Genomic DNA, 13,191 nt, shown 5'->3' on the forward strand with positions numbered 1-13,191 from the left:
CATGAGCAAACCCATCGTATTTAGCGGCGCACAGCCTTCAGGTGAACTGACCATCGGTAACTATATGGGTGCGCTGCGTCAGTGGGTCCAGATGCAGGATGACTATCACTGTATCTACTGCATCGTTGATTTGCATGCCATCACCGTGCGCCAGGATCCGGTCGCGCTGCGCAAAGCGACGCTGGATACGCTGGCACTCTACCTCGCCTGCGGGATTGACCCGCAGAAGAGCACCATCTTCGTTCAGTCGCATGTGCCGGAACACACCCAGCTGGGTTGGATCCTCAACTGCTACACCTACTTCGGTGAGCTGAGCCGCATGACTCAGTTCAAGGACAAGTCCGCGCGCTATGAAGAGAATATCAACGCCGGCCTGTTTGATTACCCGGTGCTGATGGCGGCCGATATCCTGCTGTACCAGACCACGCAGGTACCGGTCGGTGAAGACCAGAAGCAGCATCTGGAGCTGAGCCGCGATGTCGCTTCGCGCTTCAATGCGCTGTACGGTGAAATCTTCAAAGTGCCTGAGCCGTTTATTCCGAAATCCGGCGCGCGCGTGATGTCGCTGCTGGAGCCGACCAAGAAGATGTCCAAGTCTGACGATAACCGCAATAACGTTATCGGCCTGCTGGAAGATCCGAAGTCGGTGGTGAAGAAGATTAAACGTGCGATGACCGACGGCGATGAGCCACCGGTGGTGCGCTACGATGTGAAAGAGAAGCCGGGCGTGTCAAACCTGCTGGATATCCTGTCAGGCGTGACCGGTAAGCCGGTTGCCGAGCTGGAAGCTGAATTCGCGGGCCAGATGTATGGTCACCTGAAGGGGGCAGTGGCGGATGCGGTATCGCAGATGCTGGGCGAGCTGCAGGAGCGCTATCACCGCTTCCGCAACGATGAAGCGTTCCTCGACCAGGTGATGCGTGACGGTGCGGCAAAAGCCCGTGCTCAGGCGCAGGAAACGCTGAAGAAAGTGTATGAGGCCGTCGGCTTCGTGGCACAGCCGTAATATCGTTCCGTGGGTCGGGCATGCCCGACCCCTACGCCAGATCCCGCCCCCGATAAATTCCTTTCCCGAAGATTTCCTGCTCCCGCCGTGAACAGTGATATGGTTAAAAGCATATCGTTGATAACGGAGGGTTTCCATGCAAGCCGAATTACAGTGGATTAACAACGTGCGCCTGCCGTGGCGTGAAGGGCTGTGGCAGATTGAGATCCAGCAGGGCAAAATCGCCCGCGTTGCGCCGCAGCCACAAAACATCGCAGGCGGGGCCGCGCTGGATGCCGAAGGCGGCCTGGCCATTCCCCCCTTTATTGAACCGCATATCCATCTTGATACCACCCAGACGGCGGGAGAACCGGCGTGGAACCAGTCCGGCACCCTGTTTGAAGGAATTGAGCGCTGGGCGGAGCGTAAGGCGCTGTTGACCCATGAGGATGTTAAACAGCGCGCCCGTCAGACGCTGAAGTGGCAGATTGCTAATGGCATTCAGCACGTGCGTACCCATATCGATGTTTCCGACCCGACGCTGACCGCGCTGAAAGCGATGCTGGAAGTTAAGCAGGAGATGGCGCCGTGGGTAGAGATTCAGCTGGTGGCGTTCCCGCAGGAGGGGATCCTCTCTTATCCTGATGGTGAAGCTCTGCTGGAACAGGCACTGCAGCTGGGCGCGGACGTGGTTGGTGCCATCCCGCATTTTGAGTTTACCCGCGAATACGGCGTCGAATCGCTGCATAAGACCTTTGCGCTGGCGCAGAAGTATCAGCGCATGGTGGACGTACACTGTGATGAAATCGACGACGAGCAGTCGCGCTTTGTTGAAACCGTGGCGGCCCTGGCCCACCGCGAGAAGATGGGCGCGCGCGTCACTGCCAGCCATACCACCGCGATGCACTCCTATAACGGAGCTTATACTTCACGGCTGTTTCGCCTGTTGAAGCTCTCCGGGATCAACTTTGTGGCTAATCCGCTGGTGAATATCCATCTGCAGGGGCGCTTTGACAGCTATCCAAAGCGCCGGGGGATTACGCGGGTGAAGGAGATGCTGGAAGCCGGTATCAACGTCTGTTTTGGCCATGACGATGTGTATGACCCCTGGTATCCGCTGGGTACAGCCAGCATGCTGCAGGTGCTGCATATGGGGCTGCACGTCTGCCAGCTGATGGGTTACGACCAGCTGGACTCCGGCATCAAGCTTATCACCACTAACAGCGCCAGAGCGCTACAGCTGCCGGATTACGGCATTCAGAGCGGTAACAGCGCTAACCTGGTGATCCTGCCTGCCGACAGTGGCTTCGATGCCCTGCGCCGTCAGGTGCCGGTGCGCTACTCTATCCGTCACGGCAAGGTTATCGCCGAGACCGTGCCTGCCGCCAGCACCATTCATCTTGCTGAGAGCGAGAAGGTGGATTTCAGGCGTTAAGCAATAAAAAGGGGAGGAACAAGTTCCTCCCCAGCGTTTAATACCCTTTCCGCCAGGGGCGAGGCATGCCTCGCCCGGGGCACGGGATTAATGCGAACCCATATGTCCGTGCAGCTTGTGCTTGCTGACGAAGCCGAGCAGCAGACACATAACAAACACCACGGCGTACAGGCCGTTTGCGGTTGCCAGCGCGGCGTGCGGGCCGTGGCTGTCTACGATAGGGCCGGTAACCACGAAGGTCAGCATTGTGCCAACGGTACCGCAGGTGAGGATAAAGTTGACCAGCTTAGGCGAGGCCACTTTGGTCTGCAGCGAGCCGAGGGTAATGATGGTGGTGTAGATAGCGCTGGAGAAGAAGCCCAGGCTCATCATGATCCACTTCAGCATTGAGGCGTCAGTTTCGCTGATAAACCAGTACATCAGTGCGGTCGCTGCCAGCGCCAGAACGGTCAGGATACGCTGCGGGTCGAAGAAGCGCAGAATGGCGCTGAAGGCCCACATGCCGATCATATAGGCGGTCCAGAAGTTGCCTACCAGGCTACCGGCCTGGCCGATATCCATGCCCATATTTTTGGTGGCGTACAGCGGCACCCAACCGATAAAGCCCAGCTGGCCGAGGATGTAGCACAGGGCAGCAATGGCGAGGAAACCCACGCCGACGCCCCATTTCTCTTTGTTGACTGGCGCGCCGCTGGCGGTTTTCTTTCCGAGAACCGGGAATTCAAAGCACAGCGCCAGAACGAAGATCGCCACGTAGATTACGCCGATGCAGGCATAAACCCAGTACCACGGCAGGGAGCGGGCAAGGATAGCCGCGGCAATGATCGGGAAAATCGTTCCGGCCATGCTAAAGAAGGAGTCGGTAAACAGCAGGCGTGAACCGCGCTGGCGCCCTTCATACAGGTGAGTGATCAGGAAAGTACCAATCGACATGGTAATCCCGCTTACCACGCCCAGCACGAACATACACAGCGAGAAGACGGTGAGGCTGTGGCTGGTCATCAGGCCCAGCACCGCCAGTACCATCAACACGAAGCCGAAGATCAGCTGGCGCTTCAGCGGCACGATCTCCATCAGCCAGGCATTCAGGAATACCGCCAGCAAGATCCCGGCGTTAAGGAAGGTGAAGGTGTTGCTCATCTGAGCCACGGGCAGCTGGAAGTAAGCAGCGATATTCTCCAGCACCATACCGGTAACGATAACCACTGCACCGGTCAGCGCGTAAGAGAAGAAGCTGATCCAGGTAAGCCCAATTCGATCGCGATTTGTCATAGTGGAAACCTGTTGATAAAGAAGGTCACCGGCGGAGTGCCCGTGATAAACGGGAGAAGTTTAACCAGATTCGTGATCTGCTTAAATCTTTACTGAAACAAATATTTTCATATTTCATTCATAACGTGATCTTAATCACTAATTTTCCCTCTGCGGAAGCGGTTGCGTCATAAGATTAATGAGTAAATAAAGGTAAAACGCTGGCGCGTTGGTAAGTGCCTCTTTACAATCAGCAGAGTTTTTTTGGTTTGTTGCCCTCAGTAAGGAATTTTTCATGTTGAAACGTACTTTGACCGCGCTGGCGACAGTTCTCGCACTGTCTACTGTCTCTGCCGCCGCTGTTGCCGCGAAGGGGGACACGCATGTGCTGCTGACCACTTCAGCAGGCAGTATTGAACTGGAACTGAATAACCAGAAAGCACCGGTATCGGTGGCTAATTTTGTGGATTACGTGAACAGTGGTTTTTATAACAACACCATTTTTCACCGCGTGATCCCAGGCTTCATGCTGCAGGGCGGCGGTTTCACTGCCGATATGCAGCAGAAACAGCCAAAACCGCCCATCAAGAATGAGGCGGATAACGGCCTGCTAAACAAGCGCGGCACTATCTCTATGGCCCGCACTGCGGATAAAGACAGCGCCACCAGCCAGTTCTTTATCAACGTGGCGGATAACGCTTTCCTCGACCACGGTCAGCGCGATTTTGGCTACGCAGTATTTGGTAAAGTGGTTAAAGGTATGGACGTTGCCGATAAGATTGCTCAGGTACCGACCAAAACCTTCGGTCCGTACCAGAATGTGCCGGAAAAACCGGTCGTCATCCTCTCTGCCAAAGTGCTGCCATAATTATCTGACGGTCAGCTTTGCCCGGGCCGCCTGCTGGCGGCCCAGCTATTTTCCTTCTGCTATTTTCTCCTGGGGATCCCCCATGCTGCTGCTTATCGACAACTACGACTCCTTTACCTGGAACCTTTACCAATATTTTTCAGAACTGGGGGCGGAGGTGCTGGTGCGGCGCAATGACGACATCACCCTGGCTGAAATCAGCGCGCTGTCACCGCAACGGCTGGTCATCTCCCCCGGACCCTGCACACCGGATGATGCCGGGATCTCCCTTGAGGCTATTCGCCACTTTGCGGGCCAGCTGCCGATACTCGGGGTATGCCTGGGGCATCAGGCCATCGCCCAGGCATTTGGTGCTCGCGTGGTGCGCGCCCGCCAGGTGATGCACGGCAAAACCTGCGCGATTGAGCATAACGATGGCGGCGTGTTTGCCGGGCTTAATCATCCGCTGACCGTTACCCGCTACCATTCGCTGATCGTTGAGAGCCTGCCCGCGCAGTTTGAACTGACCGCGTGGACGCTGCGCGACGGCCAGCCGGATGAGATCATGGGCTTTCGTCACCGTACCCTGCCGCTGGAAGGCGTACAGTTTCACCCGGAGAGCATCCTCAGCGAGCAGGGGCATCAGCTACTGGCTAATTTCCTCAAAGGCTGATTAATGGTTGCCTTGTTGTGATTTTTTATGCATATTTTATGACTATAATTTCACATTCCTGAAATGACTCAATGGCGAGGTAGTGAATGGCAGCGGAAAAATTAGCGGTAACGCGGGCGACATTTGATGAGGTGATTTTGCCTGTTTATGCACCAGCGCAGTTTGTGCCGGTGAAAGGCAAAGGCAGCCGCGTCTGGGACCAGCAGGGCAAAGAGTATATCGACTTCTCCGGCGGCATCGCGGTGACCGCGCTGGGCCACTGTCATCCTGCGCTGGTGGAGGCGTTAAAAACCCAGGGGGAAACCCTGTGGCACACCAGCAACGTGTTTACCAACGAGCCGGCGCTGCGCCTGGCCTCTAAGCTGATCAACGCCACCTTTGCCGAGCGCGTGTTCTTTGCCAACTCCGGTGCGGAAGCCAACGAAGCGGCATTCAAACTGGCGCGCTACTACGCCACCAAGCGCCATAGCCCGTTCAAAAGCAAAATCATCGCCTTCCATAACGCCTTCCACGGCCGCACGCTATTCACCGTATCGGTCGGCGGGCAGCCGAAATATTCCGATGGCTTCGGGCCGAAACCGGCGGATATCGTCCATGTGCCGTTCAACGATCTGGCGGCGGTGAAAGCGGTGATCGACGATCATACCTGCGCGATTGTCGTTGAGCCAATCCAGGGTGAGGGTGGCGTGATGCCTGCGACCCAGGAGTTTCTACAGGGGCTGCGTCAGCTGTGTGACGAGCATCAGGCACTGCTGGTGCTGGATGAAGTGCAGAGCGGCATGGGGCGCAGTGGCAAGCTGTTTGCCCATGAGCACTACGGCGTGAAGCCGGATATCGTCACCACAGCCAAGGCGCTGGGCGGCGGTTTCCCGGTGAGCGCAATGCTGACCACCAACGAGATTGCTTCGGTGATGGCCCCCGGCGTACACGGCACCACCTATGGCGGCAACCCGCTGGCCTGTGCGGTGGCGGAAGCGGCGCTGGATATTATCAATACGCCGGAAGTGCTCAACGGGGTCGCCGAACGCCGCCAGCTGTTTGTCGAGCAGTTAAAAGCGCTGGATGCCCGCTTCGATCTGTTTAGCGATATCCGCGGGCAGGGGCTGTTAATTGGTGCCGCGCTTAAGCCGCAGCATGCGGGCAAAGCGCGCGATATCCTCAATGCCGCCGCAGCTGAAGGGGTGATGGTACTGGTTGCCGGCACCGACGTGATGCGTTTTGCGCCGTCGTTGGTCATTGAACCGGCCGATATCGCCGAAGGCATGGCGCGGTTTGCCACGGCGATAGAAAAGGTGCTGAGGTGATCGCTTGATCGTAGGGGGCGACCTTTTTTCCGGTCGCCCCTTGCTGATGATGGGCATGCTGCTGGCGGGCGGACCGGAACAAAGGGTCCGCCCCTACGTTATTTTGAGGATTTCCTCAGGCGGCGTGACAGCCAGCGGCCATGATGCGGGCGCTGGCTCCAGGTCAGTGATGAAATGGTATACATCACGCCAAGATGCCCCAGAATGCGCTTCACATGGCGCTCCATAATGGTCACCGGCCCCTGATGAAAATCTTCCGGTACCTCCAGCACGTTAGTCTCTGAACTCGGCCCGTCATACTCCAGCCGCTGCTGACAGCGCTGCAGCGCAATCTCACACGACTGTAAATAGCGCTCCGCCAGCGTCGGCGTCAGCATGGTGTGTTCGCGTGCCAGGATAGTCATGGCGTTGATATGTTCGACAATAAACTGGCTGTGCGTCACCCACAGCTGCATATCGGACAGATAGCTGGAGTTAAAGCCCGGCTCCTGCATCGCCTGATGCAGCGAGTTAAACAGCGCATTGTGCGCCTGGTTTACCTCCATGCGCTGATACGCCAGCTTCACCGCATCCTGTTCGTTGCCCAGCAGTAGCTGTAACGCGCTCTGGTAGGTCTCCAGCGCATCGTGCGCATTCTGGCGCAGCAGCCCGCTCTGCCACTGCGGCCACAGCCAGATCATGCCGCCAAAGGCAATCAGGCAGCCCATCAGCGTATCCATCAGGCGCGGCAGCAGGAACTGCGCGCCGTTCAGCGACAGCAGCTGCAGCGTGTACACCGCCGTGACGGTAAAGCCTACCGTGGCCCAGCCATAAAACTTGCGGATAAACAGATAGCTCACCAGGGTAATCACCAGCATGATGCTCAGTATCCACGGCTCCGGCACGTGCATGCCCAGCGTCCCGGCGGCAACCGCCAGCCCGGCCAGCGTGCCGAGCGCTCGGTGCTGAATGCGCACGCGGGTGGCGCTATAGCCGTTCAGGCTGACGAACATCACGGTCATCAGGATCCAGTACGGTTTCGGCAGGTTGAAGAACAGCGCCAGCGAACTGGCAAAGGTCAGCATCACCGCGAAGCGCGCAGCGGTGCGCAGCGCTGACGATTTCAGCGACAGATAGCTCTTCAGCGCCCGCAGCAGCGGCAGGCGGCGCTGACGGTCGGCCATCAGGTCGCGGCGATAGAGCGGGTGCTGAGTGCGCAGTACGCGGCCAATGCGGCTGAAGTGGTAGTAGCAGAAGTTACCGACCGGGTTATCCGGGTGCTGGCGGGCGATCTTCTCCAGCGCCTGCAGCTGTTTATCCATGGTGAAACGCTCGGCGAAGCGATGGTAGAGAATATCATCGGCCAGTACCCGCAGCCGCGCAGCAATGGTCTGCGCATTCCAGCGGATCACCGCCTCGGCGTGGCTTTTCTCCACCAGTTTCTGCACCTCTTCCGGCTGATGCAGGCTGACGGCAATGTGCTCCTGTAAATCCAGCGCCACCTGAAAAGCCCGCGTCAGGCGCTGATAATGGCTGTCGCGGTTGGCAGAAAGCATATGCATCTGCTGGTAGCAGGTGTTGATCAGATCGACCGCTTTTTGCTGACGTGCCAGCAGGGGAGGCAGGGCGGTTTGTGGATCGGTGAGTTTGGTCAGCAGGGTATATTTTGCTTCGCAGTAGTCAGCCAGCTCGCGATACAGCAGGCTGAGCGTTTCACGCATCGGCTGCTCTTTCCACAGCCAGAACCAGAACCAGTTAAACGCGCCGTACCAGACGGTGCCGAGGATATACAGCAGCGGGGGTTCCCACATCGGCATGCGCCCGGCGAGGCTGAGGGTGAAGATGGCGGCAATCAGCGAAGCAGGCAGCAGGCGGGCGTGCAGCGGACTGATCTCCCCGGTGACGCCAAGCAGCAGCGCCATCACCAGCAGGATCGCCGGCAGCGGAACGCCTTCAGCGCCCGCAAACTGGATCAGGAAACTGCTGAAGGCAAACAGGCTGCCGCCAACGATCAGGCGTTTGAAGAAGCGTTTATGGGGGGTATCGAGACCGGCGTTGTTGCAGCAGGCGGGCACTAAAGAGAACAGCAGGCCGCGTTGCAGGTCGCCCAGCAGCCAGCCAATCGCCACCGGCAGACACAGCACCAGCGTCTGTCTCAAGGCATAGTTTACTTCGGGGTGATAGATGATTCTCCGCCACATGCGCTGCACCAAATAAAAAAGGCGCGACAGGGATGTCGCGCCGTGAGTTCAGAGCCGGTTAGCGTGTGCCGTAAACGACGATAGTCTTACCGTGTGCAGAGATCAGGTTTTGATCTTCCAGCATTTTCAGAATACGGCCGACGGTCTCACGAGAGCAGCCGACAATCTGGCCAATCTCCTGGCGGGTAATCTTAATCTGCATGCCATCCGGGTGGGTCATGGCATCCGGCTGTTTCGCCAGGTTCAGCAGCGTCTGCGCAATGCGGCCCGTCACGTCGAGGAAAGCTAAGTTGCCCACTTTCTCAGACGTCACCTGCAGGCGACGCGCCATCTGTGATGAGAGGCGCATCAGGATGTCAGGATTCACCTGAATCAGCTGACGGAATTTTTTATAAGATATTTCAGCCACTTCACAGGCGCTCTTCGCACGTACCCACGCGCTACGCTCCTGACCCTCTTCAAAGAGGCCCAGTTCACCGATGAAATCACCCTGATTGAGGTAAGAGAGGATCATCTCTTTGCCTTCTTCATCCTTGATCAGCACCGCTACCGCGCCTTTGACGATGTAGTAGAGGGTTTCCGCTTTTTCACCTTGATGGATTAGCGTGCTTTTGGATGGATATTTGTGAATATGGCAATGTGACAGGAACCATTCGAGAGTCGGGTCTGTTTGCGGTTTGCCGAGAACCATTCGCTATTATCCTCTGTTGTAATCGAGCCTAATGTCACCCGTCATTTTGCAATGCTTAGGGTGCACAGGGGGGTATTCCCTGTCAGGCGTAGAAATATTCAAGCGTTCCCATAGGAAAATTTTTTCCGGGCCTCTGATCAGAGCTTGGCTCGTTTTGTCGTCCCGTATTTCTCGTGCATCGAAGTGCCGACGAAATATTACAGCTTTGTTTGTAGCACAGCTTGCACGCACTGTCTTCTGTTGTCTCGCTTCAGCATAGTGGGAAAAAGTTCTGAAAGGGGACCTGGCTGCGCAACAGCATGCGGCAATATACCAATAAATTATTGATATTAATCATAAAGAAAAGATTAATTTTCAGAATTTATGCCGGTGTGTGCGTGAAAAAAATGTTATCAGCATGTTAAGTACAACGATGGATGAATTGCTATGGTTCAATTTATAACCGATTGTGGAATTCAAATCTAACAGATTGATTCTTCAGATTTATTACAGGATCGCGTTATGAAAGTGACTTCGCATGCATTAATGCTCTGCCTGCTGTTTATGGGCTATGTCCTTGTCTATCTGGATAAAACGGTGATGGGCTTTGTGCTATTACCCCTTCGCCAGGAGTTCCATCTCGCGCCGCAGCAGGTGGGATATATCGGTGGCATCTTCTTCCTCGCTTATGCGCTGTTTCAGTTTCCCGCCGGCTGGTTAAACGATCGCATAGGCTACCGGCGCATGCTGGTGCTCTCGCTGTCGTTGCTTGGGCTGTGTGCGCTGCTGTTTGGCTGGCTCGGTGTCACCTTTGCTCTGCTGCTGAGCTTTCGTTTTATGGCGGGGATCGGCCACTCGGGTTATCCAAGCGCCAGCGCGAAAGCCGTAAGTGCCAATTTTGCGCTGCATCACCGCACCTTCGCCCAGTCGCTGCTGCTCTCCTCCTCCGGGCTGGCGATGGCCATCGGGCCGCTGCTGGCGGTATGGGCGCTGGATAAAATGAACTGGCATCACGCCTATATGATCCTGGCCGTGCTGGTGCTGATGGTAGCCGCGAGCATGGTGCTGCTGTTGCCGCGCTCGCCGCGGGTGATCCTCATTCCAGCTGGCGAAGTCGGCCTGCACAGTGCGCTACGCCAGCCGCTTTTATGGCAGCTGTTCTGCACTAACTTTCTGCTGAATGTGCCGGTTTACGGCCTGGTGAGCTGGCTGCCCAGCTTTCTCACTCATCGCGGACTGCCGCTCTCCGCCGTCGGGCAGATGATGAGCATTTCCGGGGTTGGTAGCGCACTGACATCGGTGGCTGGCGGCTGGCTGGTGGGGCGTTATCTGGCCGGGCGTGAACCCTGGGTAATCTGCCTGGCGTCGCTGATTGCGGCGGCGGGGATGCTGATGATTTACCTCTCCTCCAGCGTGCTGATGAGCACAATCGGCCTCTGTATTACCAATGCGGCCCTTATCGGCACCTTTATCACCACCTTTACGCTGCCGATGAAGCGTTTTTCGCTCGCGGTGACCGGCTCGATTATCGGTTTACTGAATGCCGGAGGAGTACTGGGCGGCTTCGTCGGGCCGATTGTGATGGGCTATTTAGTGGCCGCTGGCCATGGCACTTACCTTGGTGCCTTTCTGTTTCTGATGATAGCGATACTGCTGGCGGGACTGGCTCTTCTGCCGGGCAGCCGGCGTGCTTACCTCTCTTCCTTAAACCCGGAGTTATCATGAACACTGAAACGTTAAACAAGGAAATCACCGACAAAGTGCTGGTGTGGCGGCGTCATATTCATGCCAATGCCGAACTCTCATTCCATGAGCATGGCACCGCAGATTATGTCGCTGCTGAACTGGCGAAGTTTGGCCCGTTAAAAATTAAACGGCCAACGCCAACCAGCGTGGTGGCGGAACTGCCGGGCGCGCGCAGCGGCCCATGCGTCGCGCTGCGTGCCGATATGGATGCGCTGCCGATTACCGAACTCAACAATGAACCCTTTACCTCGCACAACAAAGGGGTGATGCACGCCTGCGGGCACGATGCGCATACCGCCATGCTGCTCGGTGCGGCCTGGGTGCTGTGCCATCAGCAGGCGCAGCTAAGCGGCACCGTGCGCTTTATCTTCCAACACGCGGAAGAAGTGCCGCCGGGTGGCGCGCAGGAGCTGATCAAACACGGCGTGCTCAACGGCGTTGAGAAGATCTTCGGGCTGCACGTCATGCCGAATTTCCCCACCGGGACGGCCGGACTGACCGAAGGCGTTTTCAGCGCCGCCAGCGATAATTTCGATTTAGTGATTCAGGGGAAAGGTTCACATGCCGCGCTGCCGCAGGAGAGCGTCGACCCGGTGGTGCTGGCATCCGGCGTGGTACAGGCGCTACAGCAGATCGTGTCGCGCAGGCTGGATCCCAACGATCGGGCGGTGCTGAGCGTGGCGAGCTTTATCGCTGATGGTGGCTATAACGTCATTCCCGACAGTGCCCACCTGCGCGGCACGCTGCGCACGCTAAGCGACCGTGCGCGTAATGAAATCCCGCAGATGATGGAGAAAATGATCGAGGGCATCACCGCCGCAGCCGGAGGAAGCTTTGCGCTGAAATGGACGCCGGGCTACGCCATTGGCGTCAATCATCCGGAGGCCACGCGCATTGCCCGCGATACGGTGGTCGGCACGCTGGGCGATGAGGCGTTAAAAATCCTGCCGCATCCGATGTTCGGCTGTGAGGATTTTTCCGCGTATCAGAAGGTGGTGCCGGGCTGTTTTGTCTGGGTCGGTAGCGGTAATAAGGCAAAAGGGGCGATATGGAATCTGCATAACCCGCACTTCCGCCTCGATGAGGACGTGCTGGCAATAGGCGTGCGCCTGCACGTTGGCTTTATCCATCAGATATTAATGCAGTAACGCCTGCCGGGGCCGCTCAAACGATCTTTTTACCTTCCATCAAACGTTTAACCAGCGGCCCCATTATCAGCTCCATCGCCAGCCCCATTTTGCCGCCCGGCACCACCAGAGTCTTAATGTGTGAGATAAACGACCCCTGTAACATGCTCAGCAGGTAGGGGAAGTCGATATCTTCCAGCCCCTGAAAGTGGATCACCACAAAGCTCTCGTCAAGCGAGGGGATGCCGCGTGCGGCAAACGGGTTTGAAGTATCCACCGTCGGCACGCGCTGGAAGTTAATATGGGTGCGGGAGAACTGCGGCGTGATGAAGTTGATGTAGTCCTCCATCGAGCGTACCACCGAGTCCATCACCGCTTCGCGCGAGTGGCCGCGTTCGCCGGTGTCGCGCACCAGTTTCTGGATCCACTCCAGGTTGACGATCGGCACCACGCCGACCAGCAGGTCCACTTTATCCGCCACGTTGTGCTGCGGAGTGACGACGCCGCCGTGCAATCCTTCATAGAACAGCACATCGGTTGGGCCAGGCAGCGGCTGCCAGGGCGTGAAGGTGCCCGGAACCTGGTTCCACGGCACGGCTTCATCGTAGGTGTGCAGATACTTGCGCGACTGACCTGTACCGCTGAGGCCATACTCGGTAAACGTCTGCTCCAGCAGGCCAAAGTCGTTGGCCTCCGGGCCAAAATAGCTGACGTGTTTGCCCATATCGCGCGCTTTGCGGATCGCCATGTCCATTTCCGGACGGGTAAAACGGTGGAAGCTGTCGCCTTCAACTTCGGCAGCGCGCAGGTCAAGCTGCTGGAAGATCTTCCTGAAGGCCAGGCTGGTGGTGGTGGTTCCCGCCCCGCTGGAACCGGTGACGGCGATAACCGGAAATTTGGCTGACATGGCGTACAACTCCCTGAAGAAAGGTCTGACAAGCTGATCATAGGTATCATGTTTCGCCGGGAAAAG

General features: G+C 57.1%; 11 protein-coding genes. 7 read left to right on the top strand and 4 right to left on the bottom strand.

Annotation, left to right across the window (positions count from 1 at the left end; all coding sequences use genetic code 11):
* The first annotated feature begins 1 nt into the window (after window position 1).
* Both trpS and QLG07_RS21420 read left to right on the top strand, forming a co-directional pair.
* Complete coding sequence (trpS, locus tag QLG07_RS21415) at window positions 2-1,006, top strand: tryptophan--tRNA ligase (RefSeq protein WP_048917670.1); 1,005 nt, start codon at window positions 2-4, stop codon at window positions 1,004-1,006.
* Window positions 1,007-1,142: 136 nt separating this feature from the next.
* A complete protein-coding gene (locus QLG07_RS21420; protein WP_191150258.1) occupies window positions 1,143-2,420 on the top strand; it encodes a cytosine deaminase in 1,278 nt (425 codons plus the stop codon).
* Window positions 2,421-2,507: 87 nt separating this feature from the next.
* Here QLG07_RS21420 and tsgA read toward each other — a convergent pair whose 3' ends face one another.
* The gene (tsgA, locus tag QLG07_RS21425; RefSeq protein ID WP_048917668.1) at window positions 2,508-3,692 is read right to left on the bottom strand and encodes an MFS transporter TsgA; all 1,185 of its coding nucleotides are present in this window, start codon (window positions 3,690-3,692) and stop codon (window positions 2,508-2,510) included.
* Between the two features lie 274 nt (window positions 3,693-3,966).
* Here tsgA and ppiA point away from each other — a divergent pair, with 274 nt between their 5' ends.
* The 3 genes from ppiA (at window position 3,967) to QLG07_RS21440 (ending at window position 6,495) form a co-directional block, all read left to right on the top strand.
* Window positions 3,967-4,539 carry a peptidylprolyl isomerase A gene (gene ppiA, locus QLG07_RS21430; RefSeq protein WP_048917667.1) on the top strand — a complete coding sequence of 191 codons (573 nt, stop codon included), beginning with the start codon at window positions 3,967-3,969 and terminating at the stop codon, window positions 4,537-4,539.
* A gap of 82 nt (window positions 4,540-4,621) precedes the next feature.
* Window positions 4,622-5,191, top strand: a complete 570-nt coding sequence (locus QLG07_RS21435) for an aminodeoxychorismate synthase component II (RefSeq protein WP_048917666.1) — start codon at window positions 4,622-4,624, stop codon at window positions 5,189-5,191.
* A gap of 86 nt (window positions 5,192-5,277) precedes the next feature.
* Window positions 5,278-6,495: an aspartate aminotransferase family protein gene (locus QLG07_RS21440; RefSeq protein ID WP_048917665.1), complete on the top strand. Its 1,218-nt coding sequence runs from the start codon at window positions 5,278-5,280 to the stop codon at window positions 6,493-6,495.
* Window positions 6,496-6,593: 98 nt separating this feature from the next.
* Here the strand turns inward: QLG07_RS21440 and QLG07_RS21445 are convergent, their stop codons facing one another.
* Together QLG07_RS21445 and crp are read right to left on the bottom strand one after the other, a co-directional pair.
* Window positions 6,594-8,675: a YccS/YhfK family putative transporter gene (locus QLG07_RS21445; protein ID WP_282470135.1), complete on the bottom strand. Its 2,082-nt coding sequence runs from the start codon at window positions 8,673-8,675 to the stop codon at window positions 6,594-6,596.
* 58 nt (window positions 8,676-8,733) lie between these two features.
* Window positions 8,734-9,366 (bottom strand): cAMP-activated global transcriptional regulator CRP, encoded by a 633-nt coding sequence (gene crp / locus QLG07_RS21450; protein ID WP_048917664.1) that lies wholly within the window; start codon window positions 9,364-9,366, stop codon window positions 8,734-8,736.
* 501 nt (window positions 9,367-9,867) lie between these two features.
* Between crp and QLG07_RS21455 the strand changes: the two genes are divergently transcribed.
* Window positions 9,868-11,070, top strand: a complete 1,203-nt coding sequence (locus QLG07_RS21455; protein WP_253537684.1) for an MFS transporter — start codon at window positions 9,868-9,870, stop codon at window positions 11,068-11,070.
* Entirely contained in the window at window positions 11,067-12,239 is a 1,173-nt protein-coding gene (locus tag QLG07_RS21460; protein ID WP_282470136.1) for an amidohydrolase, read from the top strand. Before QLG07_RS21455 ends, QLG07_RS21460 begins: the two co-directional genes overlap by 4 nt.
* 16 nt (window positions 12,240-12,255) lie before the next feature.
* Here QLG07_RS21460 and QLG07_RS21465 read toward each other — a convergent pair whose 3' ends face one another.
* Window positions 12,256-13,125, bottom strand: coding sequence for a phosphoribulokinase (locus QLG07_RS21465; RefSeq protein WP_048917662.1), 870 nt, complete (start codon window positions 13,123-13,125; stop codon window positions 12,256-12,258).
* Window positions 13,126-13,191 lie beyond the last annotated feature (66 nt).

Origin of the sequence: Erwinia sp. V90_4, assembly GCF_029967685.1 — a bacterium.
Classification (GTDB): domain Bacteria; phylum Pseudomonadota; class Gammaproteobacteria; order Enterobacterales; family Enterobacteriaceae; genus Erwinia; species Erwinia aphidicola.

Bases quoted from the DNA above. Each gene is read 5' to 3' on its own strand.
- QLG07_RS21440 (WP_048917665.1), top strand. From the start codon at position 5,278: ATGGCAGCGGAAAAATTAGCGGTAACGCGGGCGACATTTGATGAGGTG.
- QLG07_RS21465 (WP_048917662.1), bottom strand. From the start codon at position 13,125: ATGTCAGCCAAATTTCCGGTTATCGCCGTCACCGGTTCCAGCGGGGCG.
- trpS (WP_048917670.1), top strand. From the start codon at position 2: ATGAGCAAACCCATCGTATTTAGCGGCGCACAGCCTTCAGGTGAACTG.
- QLG07_RS21420 (WP_191150258.1), top strand. From the start codon at position 1,143: ATGCAAGCCGAATTACAGTGGATTAACAACGTGCGCCTGCCGTGGCGT.
- crp (WP_048917664.1), bottom strand. From the start codon at position 9,366: ATGGTTCTCGGCAAACCGCAAACAGACCCGACTCTCGAATGGTTCCTG.
- QLG07_RS21455 (WP_253537684.1), top strand. From the start codon at position 9,868: ATGAAAGTGACTTCGCATGCATTAATGCTCTGCCTGCTGTTTATGGGC.
- ppiA (WP_048917667.1), top strand. From the start codon at position 3,967: ATGTTGAAACGTACTTTGACCGCGCTGGCGACAGTTCTCGCACTGTCT.
- QLG07_RS21460 (WP_282470136.1), top strand. From the start codon at position 11,067: ATGAACACTGAAACGTTAAACAAGGAAATCACCGACAAAGTGCTGGTG.
- tsgA (WP_048917668.1), bottom strand. From the start codon at position 3,692: ATGACAAATCGCGATCGAATTGGGCTTACCTGGATCAGCTTCTTCTCT.
- QLG07_RS21445 (WP_282470135.1), bottom strand. From the start codon at position 8,675: ATGTGGCGGAGAATCATCTATCACCCCGAAGTAAACTATGCCTTGAGA.
- QLG07_RS21435 (WP_048917666.1), top strand. From the start codon at position 4,622: ATGCTGCTGCTTATCGACAACTACGACTCCTTTACCTGGAACCTTTAC.